At 61.8% G+C, this 23,706-nt stretch carries 22 protein-coding genes and 1 pseudogene; 11 read left to right on the top strand and 12 right to left on the bottom strand.

Translation table 11 applies throughout. From position 1 onward, the window contains the following. Positions 1 to 215: 215 nt before the first annotated feature. From FJ959_RS27205 to FJ959_RS27170, 8 genes are all read right to left on the bottom strand, one after another. Positions 216 to 896, bottom strand: a complete 681-nt coding sequence (locus FJ959_RS27205) for an HAD family phosphatase (protein ID WP_140567202.1) — start codon at positions 894 to 896, stop codon at positions 216 to 218. Positions 897 to 922: 26 nt separating this feature from the next. Further along, positions 923 to 1,708: an inositol monophosphatase gene (locus FJ959_RS27200; protein ID WP_140633099.1), complete on the bottom strand. Its 786-nt coding sequence runs from the start codon at positions 1,706 to 1,708 to the stop codon at positions 923 to 925. Continuing rightward, a complete protein-coding gene (locus tag FJ959_RS27195; protein ID WP_140633096.1) occupies positions 1,705 to 2,538 on the bottom strand; it encodes a phosphodiesterase in 834 nt (277 codons plus the stop codon). The genes FJ959_RS27200 and FJ959_RS27195 overlap by 4 nt, the downstream gene beginning before the upstream one ends. Positions 2,539 to 2,649: 111 nt before the next feature. Continuing rightward, entirely contained in the window at positions 2,650 to 3,924 is a 1,275-nt protein-coding gene (locus FJ959_RS27190) for an ABC transporter substrate-binding protein (RefSeq protein WP_140498511.1), read from the bottom strand. Between the two features lie 119 nt (positions 3,925 to 4,043). After that, positions 4,044 to 4,904 carry a carbohydrate ABC transporter permease gene (locus FJ959_RS27185; protein ID WP_140498557.1) on the bottom strand — a complete coding sequence of 287 codons (861 nt, stop codon included), beginning with the start codon at positions 4,902 to 4,904 and terminating at the stop codon, positions 4,044 to 4,046. Positions 4,905 to 4,933: 29 nt separating this feature from the next. Next, entirely contained in the window at positions 4,934 to 5,854 is a 921-nt protein-coding gene (locus FJ959_RS27180; protein WP_140498510.1) for a sugar ABC transporter permease, read from the bottom strand. Further along, positions 5,851 to 7,056 carry an ABC transporter ATP-binding protein gene (locus FJ959_RS27175; RefSeq protein ID WP_140525274.1) on the bottom strand — a complete coding sequence of 402 codons (1,206 nt, stop codon included), beginning with the start codon at positions 7,054 to 7,056 and terminating at the stop codon, positions 5,851 to 5,853. The genes FJ959_RS27180 and FJ959_RS27175 overlap by 4 nt, the downstream gene beginning before the upstream one ends. A 38-nt stretch (positions 7,057 to 7,094) precedes the next feature. Next, positions 7,095 to 7,913: a metallophosphoesterase gene (locus FJ959_RS27170; protein WP_140800931.1), complete on the bottom strand. Its 819-nt coding sequence runs from the start codon at positions 7,911 to 7,913 to the stop codon at positions 7,095 to 7,097. A gap of 341 nt (positions 7,914 to 8,254) precedes the next feature. On the opposite strand from FJ959_RS27170, the pseudogene FJ959_RS32420 reads away from it, so the two are divergent. Then, positions 8,255 to 8,807: pseudogene (locus FJ959_RS32420) on the top strand (glycerol-3-phosphate dehydrogenase); the annotation flags it as partial. Positions 8,808 to 8,902: 95 nt separating this feature from the next. Here FJ959_RS32420 and FJ959_RS27165 read toward each other — a convergent pair. From FJ959_RS27165 to FJ959_RS27150, 4 genes are all read right to left on the bottom strand, one after another. Continuing rightward, a complete protein-coding gene (locus FJ959_RS27165) occupies positions 8,903 to 9,829 on the bottom strand; it encodes an alpha/beta hydrolase (protein ID WP_140633090.1) in 927 nt (308 codons plus the stop codon). Next, positions 9,807 to 10,487 carry a GntR family transcriptional regulator gene (locus FJ959_RS27160; RefSeq protein WP_140633087.1) on the bottom strand — a complete coding sequence of 227 codons (681 nt, stop codon included), beginning with the start codon at positions 10,485 to 10,487 and terminating at the stop codon, positions 9,807 to 9,809. The genes FJ959_RS27165 and FJ959_RS27160 overlap by 23 nt, the downstream gene beginning before the upstream one ends. Before the next feature lie 81 nt (positions 10,488 to 10,568). Further along, positions 10,569 to 11,549: an aldo/keto reductase gene (locus FJ959_RS27155; RefSeq protein ID WP_140498503.1), complete on the bottom strand. Its 981-nt coding sequence runs from the start codon at positions 11,547 to 11,549 to the stop codon at positions 10,569 to 10,571. Beyond that, positions 11,546 to 12,268 carry a GntR family transcriptional regulator gene (locus FJ959_RS27150; protein ID WP_181165366.1) on the bottom strand — a complete coding sequence of 241 codons (723 nt, stop codon included), beginning with the start codon at positions 12,266 to 12,268 and terminating at the stop codon, positions 11,546 to 11,548. The genes FJ959_RS27155 and FJ959_RS27150 overlap by 4 nt, the downstream gene beginning before the upstream one ends. A gap of 149 nt (positions 12,269 to 12,417) precedes the next feature. On the opposite strand from FJ959_RS27150, the gene FJ959_RS27145 reads away from it, so the two are divergent. The 10 genes from FJ959_RS27145 to FJ959_RS27100 all read left to right on the top strand — a co-directional run bounded on the left by FJ959_RS27145 (position 12,418) and on the right by FJ959_RS27100 (position 23,649). Further along, entirely contained in the window at positions 12,418 to 13,197 is a 780-nt protein-coding gene (locus FJ959_RS27145) for an alpha/beta hydrolase (RefSeq protein WP_181171990.1), read from the top strand. Between the two features lie 17 nt (positions 13,198 to 13,214). Continuing rightward, positions 13,215 to 13,607 (top strand): carboxymuconolactone decarboxylase family protein, encoded by a 393-nt coding sequence (locus FJ959_RS27140; RefSeq protein ID WP_140498501.1) that lies wholly within the window; start codon positions 13,215 to 13,217, stop codon positions 13,605 to 13,607. Beyond that, a complete protein-coding gene (locus tag FJ959_RS27135) occupies positions 13,604 to 14,227 on the top strand; it encodes an amino acid synthesis family protein (protein ID WP_140498500.1) in 624 nt (207 codons plus the stop codon). Before FJ959_RS27140 ends, FJ959_RS27135 begins: the two co-directional genes overlap by 4 nt. Positions 14,228 to 14,328: 101 nt before the next feature. Next, entirely contained in the window at positions 14,329 to 15,840 is a 1,512-nt protein-coding gene (locus tag FJ959_RS27130; RefSeq protein WP_181165368.1) for an ABC transporter substrate-binding protein, read from the top strand. A 190-nt stretch (positions 15,841 to 16,030) separates the two neighbouring features. Next, positions 16,031 to 16,972, top strand: a complete 942-nt coding sequence (locus FJ959_RS27125) for an ABC transporter permease (RefSeq protein ID WP_140498498.1) — start codon at positions 16,031 to 16,033, stop codon at positions 16,970 to 16,972. A gap of 72 nt (positions 16,973 to 17,044) precedes the next feature. Further along, the gene (locus FJ959_RS27120; RefSeq protein ID WP_246679016.1) at positions 17,045 to 17,785 is read left to right on the top strand and encodes an ABC transporter permease; all 741 of its coding nucleotides are present in this window, start codon (positions 17,045 to 17,047) and stop codon (positions 17,783 to 17,785) included. Between the two features lie 13 nt (positions 17,786 to 17,798). Continuing rightward, complete coding sequence (locus FJ959_RS27115; protein WP_140633078.1) at positions 17,799 to 19,556, top strand: hypothetical protein; 1,758 nt, start codon at positions 17,799 to 17,801, stop codon at positions 19,554 to 19,556. A gap of 8 nt (positions 19,557 to 19,564) precedes the next feature. After that, positions 19,565 to 20,323 carry a hypothetical protein gene (locus FJ959_RS27110; RefSeq protein ID WP_140558049.1) on the top strand — a complete coding sequence of 253 codons (759 nt, stop codon included), beginning with the start codon at positions 19,565 to 19,567 and terminating at the stop codon, positions 20,321 to 20,323. Further along, entirely contained in the window at positions 20,320 to 22,068 is a 1,749-nt protein-coding gene (locus tag FJ959_RS27105) for an ABC transporter ATP-binding protein (protein WP_140498494.1), read from the top strand. The genes FJ959_RS27110 and FJ959_RS27105 overlap by 4 nt, the downstream gene beginning before the upstream one ends. A gap of 24 nt (positions 22,069 to 22,092) precedes the next feature. Continuing rightward, complete coding sequence (locus tag FJ959_RS27100; protein WP_281405977.1) at positions 22,093 to 23,649, top strand: aldehyde dehydrogenase family protein; 1,557 nt, start codon at positions 22,093 to 22,095, stop codon at positions 23,647 to 23,649. Positions 23,650 to 23,706: the final 57 nt, after the last annotated feature.

The following is a 23,706-nucleotide window of genomic DNA, read 5'->3' as shown; positions in this document are numbered from 1 at the left end:
TCGAAAGTTCGCTGGCAATCGCGCATCCACAGCGAACATCCGGGTGTTCGCTCTCCGTTCGACCTTAAGCAGATTCTGAAACAGCTCTTGTTCCGGCCCCAATTACGGAATCCTACCTATCTGTTACATTCGGCGACGCGGCGCTTTCGACGGTGTTTGAGCAGGAAAGGGCGGTGCCGGATTATCTGCTGCCCGGCTTTCGCTGGGCCTGAAATCTACACGGAGACGGGTGCGATCAACTCCAGAGAAACGAGTTCGCGCGCGACTTCGTCCCAGTCGGCGCAGATGGTTCGGGCGCCGGCCACGCGTAGTTTCTCGGCATGCCCCGGATAGGTGTGGCCGCCGCCGATGAAGCCGATCGCCGTCATGCCGGCGGCGACTGCGCCCTGCACGCCGAAAGGCGAGTCCTCGACAACCGCGCAGTGCTTCGGTTCGATGCTCATCTGATCCGCGGCGAACAGGAAGATGTCGGGGGCGGGCTTCCCGCGCGCGACCATTGACGATGAGAATATGTTCTCGCCGAAGAATCTCGCGAGCCCTGTGACCGAAAGGCTGTGATGTATCCGTTCCAGCGAGGAGGATGAGGCGACGCAGCGGGGATTGGACAGCTGTTCAAGGAAGGGCTTCAGGCCCGCCATCGGCTGCAGACTTTCGGTGAAGAGCGCTTTCACCTCGTCCCATAAATCCGTGGTCTGATGCTCCTCAAGACGATGGCCGGTCGTGAGCCTGATGCGCTCCAGGATGTCGGTCTGCTTCATGCCGACGCATTGCAGGACCGCCTGCGGGTCGAGTTCCATGCCGTGTTTCGAATAGACCCGCCCGTAGGCAAGCGCCGCCAGCGGTTCGCTGTCGACCAGCACGCCGTCGCAGTCGAATATGATCAATGTGTCTTGCATGCTCGCTCCGGTTTGCGCGCCAGGTGTCACAGGCCGCGTAGCGCTTCAAGAAGTTCGTCGTGAATGAGCCCGTTCGAGCCGACCTTCTGCGTGTCCTCGTCTGTGGAGTCGACACCTGAAAGCGTGGTGACCTTGCCTCCTGCTGCGCGTAGCAGCGGCATGGCAGCCGCGTAGGACACGACGTCGGCCTTGATCGAAACCGCCGCATCGAGCTGGCCGGCGGCGACCATCGAATATTCAAAGGCCCCTGAGACGATAACGCGCACGCCGCGCGCGCCGACGCCGAGCCGCCGCACGATCTCTGCGGTGCGCGCCACCTCCTCGGCCGAAAAGTGCGACGTCAGCACGACGGCAATGACCGCATCGGCCAGTCTTGCAGTTGTCGACACATTGGCCGTCTTGCCGTTGACGGTCGCGATCCCCTCGCAGGTGTAGTGCGCCTCGAAGCCGGCGGCGGGCGCGACGGTCAGGCCGACCTTCGTCGCACCCTGCTCCTGATAGGCCATGGTGACGGAGAACCACGGCAGGCCGGACGCGTAGTTTATCGTGCCGTCGAGCGGGTCGACGATCCAGCGGCTTTCGCCCAAGATTCCCGTCGTGCCGGCTTCTTCCGACAGGATGGAAGCTTGCGGCGTAAGCGCGCGCAGCCCGTCGATGACAATGCGCTCCGAAGCGAGATCGGCGGCGGTGACAATATCCAGCCCTTCCTTGCGCGTGACGTCGAGGCGCTCCTCGCGCATCGACATCAACGTCGCGGCTGCCTTGCGTGCGATGGCATCGGCGTCTTTCAGGATTTGACGGTAGTCGCTCATGTTTCGTTTTTCCCGGGGTAGTCGACATCGGTGATGAAATCGTGGGCGGGGCCGAAATCGCCGATCGGGACGACGTGCGAAACGACACCGGTCTGCGGCGACCAGGCGTGCAGGGCGAAAGCCGGCGGTTCGAAGATGAAGCGATTGGGCTCGCCCGGACGAAGATCGAGCGCGACCTGGTGCGCGACGCCCGGCGCGACGAAGCCGACCGTGCCGGCAAAGCGCGTGGTGATGGGCCGGTGATAGTGCCCGCAGGCCACCCGCTCGATTTCGGCGTGGGACCTGATCATGTCGCGGAAGCCGTCGCCGACGACGCACATCATGATGTCCATGCCGTGCACGCCGACGGGAAAGGGCGGATGGTGCATGAAGACGAAGGTCGGGCGGCCGTCGCCCTCGGCGAGACGCTCACCGAGCCAGGCTTCGCGCCGCTCGCAGATCGCACCACCGTCCTCGCCCGGCTGCACCGTGTCCAGCCCGATAAGGCGGACCGGAAGGTCCTCGATCGTATAATGCAGGAAATCCGGCGACTGGCTCAGATAGGGGAATTTCGGCGCCATCACCTCGCGCATTGTCTCACGCCGGTCGTGGTTGCCAGGAATGACGAAGACGGGCATGGGCAGGGCCGACAGCATGTCGGCGACCAGCGCATACTCTTCCGGGCGACCGCAATCGGCGAGATCGCCGGTGACGAGGACACAATCGGGCGCCGGATCGAGCGCGGCGACGGTCGCGATGGCGCGACGAGTGATGGTGTTGGTCTGGAGACCCTCATAGGCCATCTGGCCGTCGGGTCGGATATGAAAATCGCTGATCTGTGCAATGAGCATCGGGAGGTCCGGCAGTGTGAAGGGAGGGCTGACACAAGAAGGGCGCCACATCGGCGCCACCTTAAAAAGGGCGCGCCAGCCGAAGCCGGCCGGCGCGCGTGGCATGGCGACTTATTTCATGAGTGCCTGTGTTTCGGAGACGAGGCTGTCGAGCCCGTCCTTGATGGATACGTCGCCGCTCATGACCTTGCTGATGATCTCGCGCTGGGTGCGCCAGATGCGGACCGTGTTGCCCGCCGAATAGCCGGGCCACGGGCGCGACAGTGCCATCTGCTTGGCAACGGTGGCGTAATTCGGGTTCGCTTCGTAGAACGGGCCGAGATAGTCGGTCCCGGTGGCGGCCTTGTTGGTCGGGAGGTAGCCGCTCATCTTCACGACCTGCTCCTGCGCCTTGGGGCCGGTGACGAATTTAAGGAATTCCCAGGCCGCCTTCTGCTTTGCCGGGTCGGAGGCAGTGATCACCGCCGCGTTGCCGCCTGTGGGCAGGCCACCCTTTTCCTTGTCGTCGACCGGGAAGACCGCGGTACGCAGCTTGAATCGGTCGCCGATCAGTTCGGTATCCTGGCTGAGACGGGCAGGCGTATCGAAGAAGATGCCAATCTGGCCGGCGATAAAGGCCTGGCGCGACTGATCCCAGTCGATCAACGGCATGCCGGCATCGGTGACGAAGCTGCGGAAATATTCCAGCGCCTTCAGGCCGTGCTCGTCGCCGAAGGCCACTTTGCCGTCCTTGGTCAGCTCGCCGCCGCCCTGCATCAACATGGCGTCCCAGAGCCATTCGTCGGGCCAGTCATGAATATTGTAGGCGAGGCCGGCGATGCCGGAACCGGTGGCCTTGATCTTCTTGGCGAGTTCCATGATGCCCGGCCAGTCGGTGGGCATGTTGTCGGGATCGCCGCCGGCCTTTTTAACCAGGTCGGCATTGTAGAACATGATCGGCATGGAAGCGTTGAAGGCCAGTCCGTAGAGCTTGCCGTCCACCCGGCCGAGGTCGAGAATGTTGCCGGCGTAGTTGGCGTCGCGCCATTCCTTCGACTCGGCGTCCATCATCGTGCCGAGGTCCAAGATCTGGTTGCGCGCCTTCAGCTTGCCGACCAGTTCATGCAGGACGTGATAGCCCGAATAATAGACGTCGGGCAGGTTGTTGGTGATGGAGGCCCGCAGCATGGCCTGGTGGCCTTCGTCGTAGCTGGCCGCCGGCGCGCGGAACTGGATCTTGATGTCGGGATGTTCCTTCATGAATTCCGCGGCCAGCGGCTCATGGAACTTCGCGAAGGCCGGGAATGCGTAGTAGACGTCGAGCGTCACGGGAGACTGGGCCAGCGCTGTCGACGCCGCTCCCAGCAATACGGCCGAGGCCGCGATGATCTTTGACAGGAATTTCATTAAGGCTTCCTCCGGTTATGCGATTTGCCCGATGCTCTTGAGGCGATGATGCCGCCTTGCCCCGCGAAAGGTGTGGGGGAACGGCGCGACCGGGCTTCTAGCCGCGCCAGTTGTCAGTTTTATTTCACGCCGGTCATCGTGACGCCCTCGATGAAGCGGCGGCGTGCGAACAGGAACGCGAGCAGCAGAGGCGCGGTCAGGATGGTCGCGGCGGCCGTCAGTGCGCCGTAATTGGTGCCGGCTTCGGCGTCCGAGAAGAACATCATGCCGAGCGGCGGCGGCGCCAGGTTGACGTCGGATATGACGATTAGCGGCCAGTAGAGGTCGTTCCAGTGCGCGACGAAGGAAAACACCGCGAAGGCGGCGATCGCCGGCATGGCGCTGGGCGTGACGATGCGCCACACGATCTCGAACTCGCTCATCCCGTCGAGCCGCGCGGCATGAATGATGTCGTCGGGGAAGGAACGGAAAAACTGCCTGAACAGGAAGATCGCGAAGACTGAGAGGAAGAAGGGCACCATCATGGCGAAATAGGTATTCAGCAGGTCCATCTTCGCCAGCGCGATGTAGATCGGCAGCGCCGGCACCTGTTCGGGCACGCATAGGCCGAGCAGGACGAGGACGAAAAGCAGGTTGCGGCCCGGGAACTTCAGCTTGGCCAACGCGTAGGCGCATGGGATGGCGACCAGAAGCTGGATGATGAGGATGCCGCCGCACACTATGACGCCGTTGAGAGCGAAGCGCAGCAGCGGCGCGCTGGTCAGCGCCATCGCATAATTCTCGAAGCCGTAGAAATGCTTCGGCCAGATCCTGAGCTGGGCGTTGAACACCTCTTCCGGCGGCTTGATCGAGGTCACCAGCATCCACAGGAAAGGCAGGAGAATGAACGCCGCGCCGGTGATCAGGATGCCGTGAGTGATGAACAGAGAGGCGAAGCGCCGGCCGGCGGAGCCAGCTGGTGTGGTTGTTGTGCCCCCCATCGCGGGAGCAGTGATGGTTGTGTCGGTCATCAGTAATGCACCCTGCGGTCCATGACGACGGTCTGGAGGATCGAGAAGACCAGAATGAAAATGAGGAAGATGAAGGTGAGGACCGACGCATACGCCATGCGGAAGTACTGGAAGCCTTCGAGGTAGACTTTGTAGAGCAGGACCTCGGTCGATCCCACCGGACCGCCATGGGTCAGCACCGCCACCGTGTCGAACACCTTGAAGGCGGTGATCGAACTGGTGACGATGACGAACATGGTCGTCGGTCCCAGCAGCGGCCACGTGATCGTCAGGAAGCGGTCGATTTCGCCGCCGCAGCCGTCGATCTCGGCGGCTTCGTAGAGGTCCTTTGGAATGGTCGAGAGGCCGGCCAGGAACAGGATCATATTGAAGCCGACCAGTTGCCAGATGCCGATCACGGCAAGCGTCGGCAGCGCCAGCGAGGGATTGCTCAGGAAGGCGACCTCGCCGATGCCGAGCCAGCGCAGCACCGCGCTCACCGGGCCGAGGCTGGGGTGCAGCAGGAACTGCCACACGGTCGCCATGGCGATGAAGGTCGAGGTCACAGGCAGGAAGTAGATGATTTCGTAGAGTGAGCGGGTGCGCTTGCGGCGGTGAACGAGGACGGCGACGAGCAGCGACAGGATCACCGAGCCGGGCAGGACGATCGCGACGTAGACGAGCGTGTTCTTGAGTGCGCGGCGGAATTCCGGATCGGTCAGCGCGTCGGTGATGTTTTGCAGGCCGACATAATGGACATCGACCTCGCCGAGCTCGTAGTCGGTGAAACTGAGATAACCGAGCACGCCGAGCGGCACGAGAATCGTCAGCACCAGCAAAAGCAGGGCAGGCAGCGCGAAGCCGCCGGCGACCAGCCTCTCGATGAAGGCCTGCCGGGCACCGGGCCGGGCGGGCGGAGCGGGTACCGCGGTCAGGCTCATGATGCGCGCGCTCCCTCTGCGAGGCGCAGCTTTCCCTTGGCGGCGGTGGCCGCGTCTTGGGAAACTTGGGGTTCCACGCGGTTTCCGGCGGCATCGAAGACATGGCAGGCCGAGGGATGGAACAAGAGTTCGGTGTTCTCGACCTCACCGTCCGGCACGCCCGCGCCTATGCGCGAGGTCACCAAGATCCCAGGGAGCGAGGGAACATCGAAATGCAGGATCTTCTCGGAGCCGAGATGCTCGCTGCGCCGCAGCTTCGCCGGAAGCGGGACCTGGTCCGCCGACTGGCCCGAGACCGCGCCGGGCAGGATCATTTCCGGGCGGACGCCGATCGTCGCTTTCTCTCCGGCGGGGAGGGCGGTGCCGATCGGCAGAGGCTTTCCGAGCAATTCCAGCCGCCCACCGACCCCCACCGTCACGGGAATCAGGTTGATCGTCGGGCTGCCGATGAACTGGGCGACCTGGACGTTGGCCGGCCTGTCGTAGAGTTCGTCGGGCGTGCCGAGTTGAAGGATGTCTCCGCCTTCCATCATGGCGACCCGGCTTGACATGGTCATCGCCTCGACCTGGTCGTGCGTGACGTAGACGAATGTCGCGCCGAGTCTCTGGTGAAGCTCGGCCAGCTCGCTACGCATGTGGACGCGCAGCTTGGCGTCGAGGTTAGAAAGTGGCTCGTCCATCAGGAAAGCGGCGGGCTGGCGCACCATGGCGCGACCGAGCGCGACGCGCTGACGCTGGCCGCCGGAGAGCTGGGCGGGCTTGCGCTCTAAAAGAGGTTCAATCTGAAGTTGCGCCGCGATGCCCCTGACCTGCTTGCCGATCTCCTGCATCACCTTGCGGCGCCGGGACGAGAGTAGGCGGACGAGCGGCAGGCGCTCGTAGAGGCTAAGCCCGGTCATCGTCAGGGGCAGCGCCATGTTGTTGAAGACGGACATGTGCGGGTAGAGCGCGTAGCTCTGGAACACCATGGCGATGCGCCGCTCATGCGGCCTCAGATGATCGATCGGCGCGCCATCGACGAGGATCGAGCCCGAGGTTTGCGGCTCGAGGCCGGCGATGATGCGGATGAGCGTCGATTTTCCGCAGCCGGAGGGGCCGACAAGCGTCAGGAACTCGCCATCGTTGATGGACAGGTTGATGTCTTTGAGAACCCGGTGGGGCCCGAAGGACTTCGAAAGGTTCTTTATTTCCACTGCAGCCACTGGGGTTGCTCCGTTTCGCGAACAATTGGGTAGAGGCGCTATCTCGGTGGATAGACCTCATGCACGACATCACCGATGAAAAAGGGTGTGAGGCCCGGAATTTCATGAGGCCGCACGGTGAAATCGGACCCGGAAAAGTCGTAGACGAGCACGCCCAAGGTGGCTTCTCCGGCCATCCCTTCCGGCTGCAAGTGCGCCTCGACGAGGAAGCCGGACGACGGCCCCCACAGGTACCGGACGCCGCCGAGTTGACGATCGTAGAGTTTGTGCAGGTGGCCGCTGGCCACGAAGGCCACGTCGTAGCGGCGCACCATGTCGAGCAGTTGCGCGCGAGGCTCGGGAGTGGGCGCCCAGTATCCAACGTCGCCTTCGGTCGGCTCGCCGATGAAGAGCGGGCGATGGGTGAACCAGCCGATCCGGCGCCCGGACGCTTCGCGCATGGCGTTTTCCAGCCACGCGATCTGCTCCGTTTCGGCCGGCTCGTCGCTGCCGAACAGCATCGAATCGAGTCCGATCAGGCGCCAGCCCTCGATGTCGCGATGCCACCAGTCCGGCCCGAAATGACGTCGCCAGCGGGCCAGGCGTTCTGCGTTGACTGGCTGATAGAGATGCTTGGGCTCGCCCACGTCGTGATTGCCCGGCACGGCGAGATAGGGCAGTCCGATGGAGTCCATCATCTCGGCGCAATAGCGCATGTCCTCCTCGACATCGGCGCCATCCACGGTGACGTCGCCTGTATGGATAACGAGGTCGGCATCGCTTTCCTTCAGCCAGTCGAGGAGCGGCTGGCTGTTGGCAAGGAAATGCCGCTTACCAGGGCTGAGATGGGTATCGGAAATCTGCACTATTCGCGTCATCGGACGTTCTGGAACCTTTGCCGCGTCTTGCGGTGTTGATCTCGTCGTGTCGAAAGAAGCGCCTGAAGCCGGATGCATTCTTTCCCCTGCCTGTGAAGGTGTGACGACGACGTCGGATTTTTAGGTCCAGGACGCGGCGTCTCCCGCAGGAAAGGCTCACTCGGTTGAAACGGCTTGGACCGGCATATTGAACCTCCCATCGTGTTCTCCGTCCGATGCCCATTGTCAGGGCATTCTGAGGTGCGGAAAACTTCCTCCAGCATTTAATTGAAAAAAATTTCACAGCTTGATAAAAATATCAAGATAAAAATCGCGACCGTAGCCGCACCTCTAATTGCCGCGCCTATGAGGGTGCTGCCGAAGCGGTGCAGATCGACCAGACCGAGATCGAATGTTTGAGCGCGGCCGTGAACCGCTACTTCAAAGAGAAGCTGCGCCGCCAGGACTTGCTGTATGCGTTCTCGGGCGTGCGGCTGTTGTTCGACGACGGCAATGGGAACCCTTTCGGCGGTTACGCGCGACTACGTCTTCGACCTTGACGAGACTGGGGGCGCGCCACTGTTCAATGTCTTCGACGGCAAGATCACGACCTTCCGGAAACTGGCCGAGCGCGGCCTCCATCGCCTCGAACGTATCTTTCCGCAGATGGGGGCGACTGGACCGCGAGTGTGCCGCTGCCGGGCGGCAACATGCCGACCGCGGGCTTTGAGCCTTTCGTCAACGGATTGTGCGAAACATGGCCGTGGATGCCGCGCGCGCTCGTTCATCATTACGGGTGGCTCTACGGCACGCGGCCAGGAGGTGGTGGGCGCCACGGCTGGCATGTCCGACCTCGGGCAGCATTATGGCGGGCTGCTCTACGACTCGGAAGCGCGTTACCTGGTGGCGAGGGAGTGAGGGCGCACGCCCGAGGACATCCTCCCGCGGCATGGCGGCCCTCTTGGGACGACTTGCTGTGGGTCATAAGCTGGACGGTTTTTTGACCGGCGCTAGCTGCCAAGCCAGTCCCGGACAACTCCATTGAATTCGCGTGGGCGATCGATCATGACCATGTGAGCGGCATTGGCGAAAATGTGCATGTCGGCTTGCGGCGCGCGTTCCAGCAGCTTGATGCCGCGCGCCACCGGCACGGTTTCGTCGCAACCTGACCAGGCTATGAACAGCTTGGCGTGCATGGTGGGCAAATGCGGAAGGAGATGGTCCTCCTGGATCTGGGTATATTCGGTGTCGTCCTTTTTCCGGGCAGCCTGCTTGAAGCGCTCCAACTGACCGGACTCGCAGGCCAGGCGATAGTTCTTTTTTAGCAGCTCCACGAACTCCGGCGGATTCTTCGTGCTTAGCCTCGCATTGGTTCGCAGAAAGTCTTCCTCGGTGTCGCATCCCTCGAGCACATTATACGCTGCTGCCGCTGCTGCCTGCCAAGCGTGGTCCTCATTTCCGCCGAGGCGCGGGGAGGTCGCACCGCTGCTCACGACGACCACCTTATCGACCAGACCCGGCTTTTCAACGGCGAGCATTGCCGCGATGAAACCGCCTTCGGAATGGCCGACGAGCGCGCATCGGGTGACGCCGAGCGATTCGATGAAGGCTGAAACGTGATGCCGCCTTTCGAGGCGGGGAACGTGTTTCCCGTCCACCGGCGCATCCGAGAGACCGAAGCCGACCAGATCGGGCGCCAGCACCCGGAAGTCATGCGCGAGTGCCGGGATGGTGTTGTGCCAGGTGGACCAGGCATCGATCGCCAGTGACGAGCCGTGCAGCAGGATCACGGCCGGTCCGCTGCCAGCTTCGAAATAGCGCGTACGGATGCCGCCCGCCACGACATAATTCTCCTTCACCGTCGCCGCGGGTAGCGGCGGACGGGCGGCGTCTCGCGCTTTCAAGCGCCGCCGATCAGCTGACGGATTGGTTTTCAAGCTGTTCGATCATCCCGAGCGCGAACTGGGCGGCTTTGCGTACATGCTTTTTTGCAAGCCGCTCGGCATCCGATGCCCTGCGATTCACAAGGGCGTCGAGCAGGGCTGCCAGCTCTTCCTGAGATGCCTTTCGCCGCTCTGCATCGGAAAGAGAAATCATGCGCAACTGTGAGGCCCGCATATGGATGCTGCGAAGCATCCGTTCCGCCTCGGAATTGTTCGCGCCCGCTATCAAGACGTCGTAGAATCTAGTCTTTGCAGCTATCATTTCGCGCGCCACACCGACGCGATAGGTTTCCATCAACTCGTCATACACGTCCCGACAACGCGTGATATGATCGTCAGTCGCATTCTCGCAAAACAACCTGCATACAAGCGCCTCCAGCGCCTCGCGAAGGTCAAAAATGTCCTTCGCGATCTTGGGATCGACGACAGAGACGATAAGCCCCCGGTTGGGCAGGTTCGTGACCAGGCCCTCGTTCTCGAGCTCGCGCATCGCTTCCCTGAGCGACGTCCGCGAAACGCCCATGCGCTCGCAAAGCGTGCGCTCCACCAGCCGCTCTCCCGGCGCCAGTTCTCCGACGACGATGGCGTTGCGGATGGTATCGGCCACCTGCGTGTACAGGCGCGGCGGAGCATGGACTCGCAGATCATACACGGCGGATTTGCTCCCTTGAAACGTGCGCGAACGAGTGCAATTTCACAAGCATATCAGCTTACCGCAAGCATTGTGCTTCATTCAGTGGCCTGAGGCGTTCAGCGGCCGTGGCTCGTAAGCCCCGTCGATGCGGTCGATATGTTCGGGCGTAAGCACTATGTCCAATGCCGCGACTGCCTCGTCGACATGGTCTGTCGAGGTCGCTCCGAAGATGGGCGCGGTAATGCCGGGGCGCGCCAATGTCCAGGCGAGAGCCACCTGCGCCGGTGTCTTTCCGATGTCGGCGGCAACGGCAGCGACGGCTTCGCGCACGGCGTGGTCGCCGTCGCGGTGGTAATATCTCTGCGTATAGTCGTCGCTTTTCGTGCGCGCCGTCTGCTGGCCGGGATTGCGGCGGTCCGCGGCAAGGAAGCCGCGCGCGATCGGGCTGAACGGTATCAGGGCAACATCATCGTGGCGGCAGTAGGCAAGCAGTTCCCGCTCGCACTCCCGGTGAGCGGGATTGTATTCGCATTGCATCGAGATGAATGCCGGAAGGTCGCGTGCGCTGGCAGCCGCACGGCATTTTGCGAGTGTCCAGCCGGGCATCGTCGTGACGCCTACATAGAGCGCCTTTCCGGCGCGCACGATATCCGCCATGGCATCGACCAGTTCGTCGAGGTCGGTGTCCTTGTCCCAGATATGCGTCTGGAAGAGGTCCACGTGATCGGTTCCAAGGCGGACCAACGAATCGTCGATTGCCTTGAACAGGTGCTTTCTGGAGTAGCCGCGGCCGTTGCAATGCGCGGCCATCGGGTTTCCCGCCTTGGTGGCGATGACGAAGCTGTCGCGCGGCTGCTTGAGAACGAGTATCTGGCCGAGAATGCGTTCACTCTCGCCAGCCGAATAGAAGTCGCAGGTGTCGAAGAAGTTGATGCCGTGGTCGAGGGCGCGCGCAACGATCGGCGCCGACGCCTTCTCATCGAGCACCCAGGCCCGCCATCCCGCGGATCCGAATCCCATCGCGCCGAGGCATAGCCGGGATACCTTCAGATTGCTCTTGCCGAGCCTGACATAGTTCATGTGTCGATCCGTTGCTTGCGTGATGAGGATTTGGCGTTCTGCCCAGAGTCCCGCAGCAGCGACAGCGCGAAAGCCGCGGATCTTTCGACATACCCGCGCGTGAGCTTTTCGGCGAGGTCGGCATCGCGCGCGCGCAGCGCGTCGAAAATGCCGTGGAGCAAGGCCATCGTATTCCTGCGCCGTTCAGCCGAGGCGACGCGGGTGGTGACGGTGCGCAGATAGGTGACGCGGCCATGCAGGAGAAAGGTCATTTGCCTGGTGATGTCGTTGCCTGCGCCTTGCATGATGATGTCCCACACCGCGTCGAGCTTCTCGGCATGCTGCCTGGCAAGCTCGGAGGTGTCGGTTTCGCCTGCTTCCGAAATACGCCGCGCCAATTCGTCCATTTGTTCCTGGCTGGCCCGTTCGACAAACAGGCGCGCCATGGCCGATTCCAGGATTGCGCGGGCCTCGTAGATCTGCCGGACTTCCCGTTCCGACAAGCGGGTCACGAACATGCCCTTGCCGGCTACCCGAGTCACAAGCCCTTCGGACTCAAGCTGGCTCAGCGCTTCCCGAATGCTTGTGCGGCTTACGCCGGTCTGCTCGGCAAGCTTCCGTTCCACCAGCTTGTCACCCGGCTTGAACACTTCGTTGAACAACGCCTCGCGCAGCGTGACAACGGTCTGCTCGCGCAATGTCGGCGAATCCGCAATCGACCAGTCCGTCCATTCATGCATCGCGGCGTCCTCTCCCGTCGTTCCTTCCATGACAGCTACGCGTTCGACTCTTTCATCACAAGTAGCCGATTCAAATACGGTTGACCATATGCCTGTCTGTCGGTATACCAAAAAAATCGAGTTCGAACGAGGGACCTGGGATGGCGCCGATGCGCACCAAAGACGATCTCATCGCCTATGAGAGAAGCGGTAAGGGCCATCCTCTCGTGCTGGTGCACGGTGTCGGCGCCAACCTGCAAAGCTGGGAGGACGTCAGCCTCCAATTGGAGGGCAGCTTCGACATTATTCGCTCCGACCTGCGCGGTCATGGTCAGTCCGCGCACATCGATTCGGAATATTCCGTCGAGAAGTTTGCCGCCGATATCGTTCGGGTGATGGACGACGCCGGCGTGCGCAAAGCCCATCTGGTCGGCTTTTCATTGGGGGGCTTGATCGCGCAAGAACTGGCCTGTTCCTATCCGGACCGGTTTGAGCGCGTCGTGCTTCTTTCCGCAGTTGCGGGGCGCACCCCCGCCGAACGTGAGAAGGTTGTGGCGCGCCTGCAGATGATCCGCGACGGCGGTATGGACGCAGTCGTTGGTGCTGCGCACGACCGCTGGTTCACCAAGGAATTCGCCGAGCGCCATCCCGATGTAATCGAGCGGCGAATTGCCGAGCTCAAGGCTGTCCACGTGCCGTCTTACCTGGAGGCGTATCGGGTGTTCGGCCTTACCGAATTGGTGGATCGGCTTCCCGAGATCAGACAGCCAACGCTGGTGATGACGGGCGAATTCGATCAGGGGTCGAATGTCCGGATGGCCGAGACGATGCACCGGCTGATCCCCGATTCGGAATTACGCATTCTGGCCGGCCTGAAGCACAGCGTCCTGGTCGAGGCATCCAAGCTGGTGTCCGACCATGTCCGCGAGTTCCTTTTGCGTCCACGCTGAAAATGAAGGGAAGACGAATGAACGAGACGCTATTTGAGCGTGGGCTGGAGCGGCGCAAGGCGACGCTCGGCAGCGAATATGTTGAAAATTCGCTGAGCAAGGCAACCGAGTTTTCCAAGGGTTTTCAGTCATTTATCACAGAATATTGCTGGGGAACGGCCTGGGGTGACGACAGGCTGGATGCCAGGACCCGCAGCATGCTGAACATCGTCATGATTGCCGCGCTCAACCGCATGCATGAGTGGGAACTGCATTTTCGCGGCGCCCTTCGCAACGGGGTCACCCGTGACGAGCTGGACGCGTTGATAACCCATCTCACGATTTATTGCGGCGTTCCTGTCGGCGTCGAATGCCATCGCATTGCCAACCGCGTGCTTGCCGAACTCGCAGCCGGCGGAGTGGAAAAATGACTGGGGTCCTGATCCGCAAGATCGTCGATTTCGTCGAGGACACGCTTATCGAAGGGGGGCGCGTCGCGCCGGTTCCGCTTCGCATGGCCGCCTGCGCGGCGGTAATCCGCAATCCCTGGGCAGGATCGGCATTCGTCGAGGACCTGCAGCCGCACATCATGGAGCACGCCAAGGCTCTCACGGATGCCCTCGTGCCTCGCCTGGTGGCGATCATGGGCGGTCCGGACAGGATAGAAGCGTTTGGAAAGTGCGCGGTGACCGGGACGGACGGCGAAGTCGAACACGCGGCCGGCCTGATCCACACGCTGCATTTCGGCAATGTCTTCCGCATCGCCGCTGGTGGCGATTCCTTTCTCCCGTTCACGAACAAGCGTGCCGGCGCCGGCACCGCGCTCACCGTTCCCTTGACCCACAAGGACGCTGAGAAGAAGGGAAGCCGCGCTCATTTTCTGACCGTGGAATTCACCATTCCCGACGCGCCTGCGCATGACGAGATCGTCATCGCCTTGGGCGCCGCGAGCGGCGGGCGTCCGCACCATCGCATCGGCGATCGGTTCAACGACATGCGGATCATGGGAGTCGATCAGGCCGGCCGGCCGCTGCCAGCCGAGAGCAAATAACGCGCAAGCCTCCGGGTCCTTGCCCGGAGGCCAATAACGGCAATGCCGATAATATCGGGAACTGAACCAACGGAGGATTTGTCATGGATAGAAGGCAATTTATGGCCGCCGTCAGCGGCTTCGCAATCGTGGCCTCTTTGCCGGCGGTAGCGCTGGCTCAAGATACCCAGCCGGTCACCGGCGGCATGCTCAACGTCGGCTTCATCAGCGACGTCCGCACGCTCGACCCGCTTCAGTCGTCGCAATGGACCGAGCGGCAGATCCTTTTCCTGATATTCGATACGCTTCTCGAGACCGAGGCGGACTTCTCCCTGAAGCCTGCCCTGGCGAAAAGCTGGGAGTTTTCGGACGACGGCAAGCGCGTGGTCCTGAAGCTGCAGGAAGGCGTGAAGTTCCATGACGGCACACCGTTCAACGCCGAGGCCGTGAAATGGAACCTTGATGCACGTCTCGATCCGAAAGGCAACTCATCGCAGCTCAAGTTGCTGGAAGGCGTCAAGAATGTCGAAGTGCTGGATGAATTCACCGTCGCCATCGACATGAAGGAACCTTATCCGCCGCTGCTGGCGCTGTTTGCCGACCGCGCAGGGCTGATGGCTTCGCCAACTGCGGCCAAGAAATACGGCAGCGACGTCGGTTCCAATCCTGTCGGGACCGGTCCGTTCGTTTTCGGCGAATGGGTCCGCGGGTCGCGCATCGCGCTCACCAAGAACGACAGCTATTGGCAGAAGGGAATGCCATATCTCGACGGCATTACCTTCCATGACATTCCGACGAACGTCGTCGGCATTCAGCGCATGGCCATCGGTGAACTGGATTTCATAAGCCAGCTTGATCCGTTGGATACGCGCCTTTCCAAGGCCAGCCCGGACATCGAGCTTGTGCCGTCGAAGGGTGGCGTCTGGTATTCCTACCAGTGGCGGTGGGACGCCGAGCCATATAACAAGCCGGAACTACGCCAGGCCATCGCGCATGGCCTCAACCGCGACCGCATCAACCAGATCATATGGGCGGGGCAAGGCAAGATTTCCGACAGCTTCACGCCAGACGGCCTGTGGTGGACCCCAACCGATCTGGTGCACTACGAATACGATCCGGAAAAGGCGCGCAAGATCGTGGCTGATTCCGGCCTGAAGGGCACCACCATCAAGCTTGCGGCGCCAAGCGGCGATACGCTGCGACGCTTTGCCGAACTTGCCAAGGAAGACCTCGACGCGATCGGCCTCAACATTGAGCTCGAGCCGGTCCCCCAAAGCGACTACTACGCAAAGGCGGTCTCAGGCGAGATACGCTTCACGCCGATGCGCTGGACGCAACGGGCGGATCCCGACGGCCTGATCCACTATCTCTTCTCCAGCAAAGGCACCGCGAACTCCACGGGCTACAAGAATGACCAAGTGGACAAATGGATCGATGAAGCGCGGGTAATTTCCGATCAGGCGCGCCGCAAGGAATTGTACGAAAAGATCCAGCGTCAGATTTCTGCCGATCTGCCTTACATGCCCGTCGGGTTCAGCATCGAATTCAACGCCATGCGCAACACCGTCAAAGGGTTCGCTCCGATGCCGGACGAGATCCCGCGGTTCCGTTACGTCTGGAAAACGCAGGCCTGATCTTCATGCTTTGCCGCGGCGCGCCGCGCCGCGGCGTCTGGCGCGGGTAGACCCGGTCCCGCCTGCAACCGGTAGAGGAACTTGATCGCCATTATGACCGCCGCCCATCGGATGTGCCCCAACCGCCCGCTTTGCGAGACGGGCTCCCCGGAGACGTTTCTTCAATCCTTCGCGATGAACTGAGGCCGGCATGCTTGCGCTTGTACTTTCCCGCATAGCGATCATGGTTCCGAACGTTATCGTTCTGACGTTTCTGCTGTTCACGTCGGTGACGTCCTTTCTGGGGACGCCGGCGGCGATCATGCTGGGGGAGAACGCATCCCCTCAATCGATCGCCGAACTCAACGCGAAGCTAGGCTTCGACCAGCCCATCCTGTCGCGTTACTGGAACTGGATCAGCGCCGCATTGTCGGGCGACCTGGGCCGGTCTTATTCCACCCAACAGCCTGTCGCGCAAATGATCGCGGATGCCCTTCCTCTAACGCTTGAGCTGGCATCCTGGGCGATCCTCATCGCATTCCTGGGGGCCACGCTGATCAATTCGGCGACGTTCATGAAAAAGCTGGTGGAGCGGCTCACCGCCGCCGTCAGCATCGTCGGCATCACCGTGCCCAATTTCTTTCTCGGACTGCTGCTGATCTACCTTTTTTCGGTTCAGCTCCGCTGGCTGCCGACGACCGGATGGTCGCCGTGGTCACGGGGCGCCGGGCAGCATCTCATCCACATGATCCTGCCCGTCATCACGCTTACGACCTTTTATTTCAGCTCCTTCACGCTCGTCTATAAAGCCGAATACCAGTCGGTGAAAGGCAGCCTCTACATCCAGGCCGCGCGTTCGAAGGGGCTGTCCGAGGCGCGCATTTCCTACCGGCACATTCTGCCCAACAGCATATTGCCCTTGATCACCTATGCCGGTCTTTCGCTTGGACAACTGGTTGGCGGCGCGGTCGTCACCGAAACCGTCTTTTCGATGCCGGGCATGGGCCGGCTTCTGGTGGAAGCGATCTCGTCCCGGGATTTTCCTGTCATGCTGTCGGTTGGAATGGTGATCATCGTCGGCGTGATGATCCTCAACCTTGTGGCGGACGTGACCTACAGCCTCGTCAATCCGCTCGTGCGAACATCGGCTTAGCATCCAATGAGAAAACTTCCATTCCGATTGGTCCTTGGCCTGACGCTTCTGGTGATCATCACTTTGATCGCGGTGTTCGCGCCCTTGATCGCGCCCCTGCACCCGACCGCCACGACGGTAAACGTCCTCGGCCCGCCTTCGGCTGAAAACATCCTTGGCACGGATCAACTTGGCCGGGACGTGCTGTCGCGCGTCATCTACGGAACAAGGGTTTCACTGCAGGTGGGCGCTTCGGCGGCCATAGTGGCTGTGCTGATCGGCGCCCCCATGGGCCTGATCGCCGGATTTTTCCGTGGCTGGATCGATTTTGTCCTCGTCCAGATCATCGACATTTTCATCGCCTTGCCGGGGCTCGTTCTCGCATTGATCATCACCGCGATGCTCGGGCCATCGGTGGTCAACCTGGCGGTCACGCTGGGTGTCGTCACCGCGCCGACGGTCGCCCGGCTGGTTCGTGGTCAGGTCTTCGTCGTCCGGGAAATGGTCTTCGTGGAAGCTGCGCGCGCCACGGGCGCAAGCTCTTTCTGGATCATCCGCCATCATATCATGCCAAACACGATGCGCGTGGTGTGGGCGCAGTTCGCAATCAATGTGGCCTTCGCGATCTTCACCTCCGCAAGCCTCAGCTTCCTGGGGCTGGGCGTTCCTCCGCCGGCTCCGGACTGGGGCGGCATGGTACGCGACGGTTCGATGTTCCTGCCGATCCTGCCGCTGCTCAGCCTGGGGCCGGGCGCTGCCGTCGCCCTTACAGTTTTCACATTTTATCTTGTCGGGTCGAGCATGAACGAGGCCGCGTCCCGCAATGATCGCTGATTGGAACAGGGAAATGACGTCTAACCAGATCGAGCCGCCGCTGCCGGCATTCATAGAACAACGCCTGCAGGAGTTTGCCGGCCGGGAAGGTGCCCTGAAAGCGCGGCGATGGATGCGGCCGGCGGATGTTCTGATGCGTGTGGAGAACCTTCGCTGCTTCAAGGCTTCGCGCGTCAGTTTTGCCGACATGTTGTTGCGCAGGATCGTTCGCGAACGCTGGCAGATAAGGATGATCTCGGCGGAATGCGGCGATGACGGCGCGGCGAGATTCGTCTACCGGATCGACGCGGAAGGCCATTCCTTCTCCTATATTGCCCGAGCATATCCATGGGACGGAATCGAAAAAGTCGGACGCCGCTCCGATGGCGCGGACCGTGACATGTTCGGCGCGCTCTTCGTCAATCTTGCCAGCCAACAGCGTATCGAGCGGGAATTTGAAACGTTCGACATCAAGGCTGAAGGCCAGATGCGTACGGATTCGGATGTGGTCGGCTGGACCCCGGCCAATCGCAGCAGCCGGCATTTCGACGCCGTAGTCGAAGCACTGTCCCGCGGCGAACAGCCCGCCCCCGAGCTCGGCATCGCCTATCTCATGCGGAACGGTGGCTTTCAAAGCAGCGGCCGGAATGGCACGGTTTCCTATCCGGGCATTCCCGAGGGGCATCCGCTGGCGCACCCGTTCTTTGCGGATATCTTCGCCATCTACCTGGTGCGGCTCGTCTCCATCGATCTCGTCAATGCCGTGGCGCGGCGGCGCACTCCGGACGCAGCGCAGCTCGACATTTCGATCGCGCGCGGGCTTGGAATAGGCAACTCCTCAGGCCAGGGCATGTGCGTTGCCCTCCAGCGCTGGCCGCATTGGGTCGCCACATGGGTGACCGTACGCGAGGCGGCTCTTGGCTACGCAAAAAGCCTGCCGGTCGATGCGGGAAGCATTTCAGTTGTCCGCGGCTCGATAGAGAGCACCATCCGCATCTATGCGCAGACCGACCCACAGACGCAGGACTACGTGGTGGCCAACGAAACCATCATCGAGAACCTGACACGCATATCGGCAAGCCTGCGCGAAGGACAGTTTCGGTGCTGGGGCGACGTTGCTGCGCACGTCGCAGAAGTCATGGATGGCGAGACCAGTGAGCAGTTCCACAGCGTACTTCTCGACGTGGTACCGGACTTTTGTGACGCCATCGCGCCCTATTTCCAGATCGGCGCAGCCCGCAAGCGGCAATTGCAGCCAGCAATGACGGTCGCTGAATTGCGCGAGATCCTGCGCAGGAACTACGTCTGGGCTCTCACCGCCGACCGCACGCTTGCCGAAACCCATCAGCACTTCTGGTACCATTCGATCGACAATGGCGAACAAAGGCGCGGCGAGCGGGTCATCGACCCGCACGAGCGTTTCGAATCCTTCATCGATCATATCGGATTGATCCAGAGGCTGGCGGCGGTGCTGGTCAGCCGTGGTGACAAGGAGCGCGCCGGCGACGTCGTCCTCGACCATCCGGACTTGCATTACGCCATTTCGCGGGTGCAATATCTGGATGGCCTGCTCTATGCGGAAATACGCGATCCGCTCGCGCATCGCGATTTCGTCCCCGCCGATCTCATACGGTTTTTCCTTGCGTCGCTGGGCATTCGCGGCTCGACGCCGCTCAGCATCCGCTATGTGCGGGGGACTTTCTTCCAAGACCAGCCGCTGCCTTCGGAATTCCTCGAGCCTGACAGGCCGGGTTCCCGGGTTCGCAAGCATGAGAATGAGGTCGCCCTGTGAGCACGAGCATGTTTGTTGCCTATTCCGAACTGACTCGCGTCCTGCCGTGGTCGCTCAGGGCGCTGGGCTACGCGTTCGGAACCGCTGACCGGGGCGCTCATCTCGTTGCAACAGGTGCGGCGCTCGATCCGGCTATTCTGGATGAAATTCGCCAGGCGGGACCGCGGCCCTCCCATGGCTTCCGCTACCGGAAATCGAACGGGCTCACGATGCTGGACGCCGCCGGCGTTTCATTTCTGGAAACGGGACCTGCCGCGATCGATGCTCTCGCCGCGCATGCAGGCGGCGCCAAATGGGAAATGTGCCGGATATTGGCGGCGACCGAGCTGTCGCTTGTTCCGGCCACGCTGGTCGGTGCGATGGACTACAATCTCTCCTCTATCGGCATCATCGCCAGGGATGGAACCTTCGACTGGCTGTTGGCTGACCCCGACGCACGGGGTGCGCTTTATTCGGGCCGGGGCCGGGATGCCCTGGCGGCGCTCCTCGGTGAGGACACGGCGGTTCTGGAATCGATCGACGCCGCCGGGCTGACGCCGGGCTGCGCGCTTCTCATGGTCAGCGCCCGCAGGCCTGAACTGAAGGCGTCCGGGCACATTGCCGTTCGGCCTCGGGAAAAGATCGCCATGGCGCACCAGAAGGGCATTCCCCTGTCGCGCGAGACGCTGGATGCGCTGTACGCGCTCGAAATGCTCACCTGGGCTCCAACTTCGGAGCGCTCTCGCTCGCAGGCGGGCTTCACTGTTGCACCGGCGCCAAACTCATGAGTGAACGGAAATCCGATCCAGTGGTCGAGGTAAAAGGCCTCAACGTCGCTTTCGGCAAGCATCAGGTGGTGCATGATGTCGATCTGGCCATCCATGCTGGCGAGACGCTGGCGCTTGTCGGCGAGTCGGGGTCCGGCAAGAGCGTCACCTCCATGACGATCATGGGACTGCTTTCCGGCAATACCCAAGTGACCGGTTCGGTCATCGTGGATGGCCAGCAAGTGGTGGGGGCGTCGACATCGACATTGCGGCGGGTGCGTGGCGGCATTGCCAGCATGATCTTCCAAGAACCGATGATGAGCCTGAACCCGGTTCTGCAGGTCAGCACCCAAATCAAGGAAATGCTGCGCCAGCATCGACCCTTAAGCGATGCCGAGGCGCGGGAGGAGGGCATCCGGCTTTTCGACCGCGTTCGCATTCCTGACGCGCGGCGGCGGTTCAATGACTATCCTCACATGTTCTCCGGGGGGATGCGGCAGCGGATCATGATCGCCATCGCATTGGCGTGCTCGCCGAAGCTGCTTATCGCCGACGAGCCGACAACAGCGCTCGACGTGACGATACAGGCGCAAATCCTCGATCTCCTGAACGAGGTCCAGCGCGATACCGGCACCGCGATCCTGTTCATCACGCATGACATGGGCGTAGTGGCCAACATCGCCGACCGCGTCATGGTCATGCACAAGGGACGCGTGGTGGAGACGGGAGCAGTAAAGGACGTTTTCGAGCGTCCGCGCGAGGACTATACGAGGATGCTGATCGACGCGGTCCCCCGCCTGGGGCAAGGCGTCGCCCGCTCCTACCGCGCGCCCGCCAAGGATGCTGTGCCGAAGCCGGTTTTGAGCGTGCGCAAGCTGGTGACCCGGTTCGACGTGCGTGGCGGGGCGATGCGTCGCAAGGTGGGGCGTCTCCATGCCGTCGAGGGTCTGAGCTTCGACATCATGCCTGGAGAAACGCTGTCGCTGGTTGGCGAATCCGGCTGCGGCAAGTCGACGACCGGACGCAGCATCCTGTTTCTCAATCCTCCGGATTCCGGCGAGGTGGTCTTCGACGGACGCACGGTGCGGCGCGACAACAGGTCCGATCTTTCGGATCTCCGGCGCAATGTGCAGATGATCTTCCAGGATCCTTTCAGTTCCCTGGACCCGAAGCAAAACGTCGGTGCGATCCTGGCGGAGCCCCTGCTATGCCATGGGTTGGCGACCAGGGCCAAGGCCCTGGACAAGGCGAAACATCTTCTGGAGCGTGTCGGCCTCGAACCGTCGATGATCACCCGTCTTCCGCACGAGTTTTCCGGCGGACAGCGTCAGCGAATCTGCATTGCGCGGACCCTGATGCTCGACCCGAAGGTCATTATAGCCGACGAGGCCGTCTCGGCGCTCGACGTTTCGGTAAAGGCGCAGGTGATCGACCTGCTGCTTGAGTTGCAGGAGGACCTGCGGTTGTCCTACCTCTTCATCAGTCACGACATGGCCATTGTCGAACGTGTCAGCCACCGCGTGGCGGTCATGTATCTTGGCGAGATTGTGGAGATCGGGCCCAGCCGCGAGGTGATAGGGAATCCGAAACATCCCTATACCCAGAAGCTGATGGCAGCGGTGCCGAACCCGGAGCCGGCCGCGGACAGGCACCGCTTGATCGGCAAGCCGGTGACGGAATTGCCGTCTCCCGTGCGGCCGCTCGATTTCATTCCGCCGAAGCGGCAGCCTCGCGCGGTCGGACCCGACCACTTCGTGATCGAGTGAAAAGCTTTAACGAGGGCGCTTCAGATGGACGCCCTTGAACGAATCCGGACAAGGCGCTTCCCGATACCTATGGAGAATTCGATGAACACACATGCTGATCAGTTCCGAATTGGAGAGAAGGCGGCGTCCTTTTTACGCCAGGAGAAAAAACTCCTTATCGATGGAAAATGGGTGCCGGCTCAGTCCGGGAAGATTTTCGACACGTATGATCCGGGCACGGGACGCATAATTGCACAGGTTCCGGAGGGCGACGCCGCCGATATCGACAATGCCGTCAAAGCTGCGCGGCAGGCCTTTGAAGAAGGCCCATGGAGCCGCATCACGCCCAGCGAACGTGGACGTCTCATCTGGAAACTGGCGGATCTGCTGGAACAGAACGCCGATGAACTGGCCGAACTGGAGGTTCTCAACAATGGCAAGCCGCTTGCCAATGCCCGGAATTCCGACGTCACGCTCAGCGTGGATATGTTCCGCTACATGGCGGGCTGGGCGACCAAGATCACAGGCGAAACCATTTCGATCTCTGCGCCGGACAAGTACCATGCCTTCACGGTGCGCGAGCCGGTCGGCGTCGTCGGGCAGATCATTCCGTGGAATGCGCCACTGCTCATGCTGGCCTGGAAGGTAGCTCCGGCGCTGGCCACCGGCTGCACGATCGTGCTCAAGCCGGCGGAGCAGACGCCGCTGACGGCGCTGCGCTTCGGTGAACTGGTCCAGGAGGCCGGCATTCCCGCCGGCGTGATCAATATCGTGACCGGTTTTGGACCTACGGCGGGCGCAGCGATAGCCTCGCACCCCCAGATCGACAAGGTTGCCTTTACGGGTTCCAGCGAGATCGGCCGCGTCATCGTCAAGGCTGCCGCGGGCAATTTGAAGAAAGTGTCGCTCGAATTGGGAGGGAAGTCGCCCGTCATCGTCTTTCCCGATGCTGACATGTCGGTTGCCATTCCCGGTGTCACGCAGGGCATTTTTGCCAATAGCGGCCAGGTCTGCACCGCAGGATCGCGGCTGTTCGCCCACAAGAAGGTGTTCGACCAGATCGTGGATGGGATCGGCCAGCGGGCGGGGAACATCCGCGTTGGTCATGGCCTCAGCGAAGGCGTCCAGATGGGGCCGGTCATTTCCCCGGTCCAGTGCGACCGCGTCATGAGCTATATCGAGCAGGGCAGGAGCGCCGGTGCAACGGTGGCGTTTGGCGGCACGCGGATAGGCAATGAAGGCAACTTCATTGCGCCGACGGTGCTGACCGATACCCGACCCGACATGGCGGTGGTGCAGGAAGAGATTTTCGGTCCTGTCCTGTGCGCCATGAGCTTCGATGACGACGACCTGGAACAGATCGCGCGGCAGGCGAATGACAGCATCTTCGGACTAGCTGGCAGCGTCTGGACGCGGGACCTAAGCGTCGCCCACAAGATGGTACGGCGAATTCGCGCGGGCCGGATCGGGGTCAACGTACACGGCTCGGTGGACGCGGCGATACCCACCGGCGGCTTCAAGCAATCCGGCTGGGGCAGGGAACGGGGACAGGAAGGGCTGAACCTTTATACGGAGACCAAGTCGGTCATCATGTCGCTTTGAAGGCCTGCCAAACCTTTCGCGAACAGCCGGCAAGGTCGATCCTATCCATGCCGGCCA

Origin of the sequence: Mesorhizobium sp. B2-2-4 (genome assembly GCF_006442375.1) — a bacterium.
Classification (GTDB): Bacteria; Pseudomonadota; Alphaproteobacteria; order Rhizobiales; family Rhizobiaceae; genus Mesorhizobium.
The sequence above is the reverse complement of the archived record's forward strand: the minus strand, read 5'-3'. Positions and strand labels throughout refer to the sequence as shown.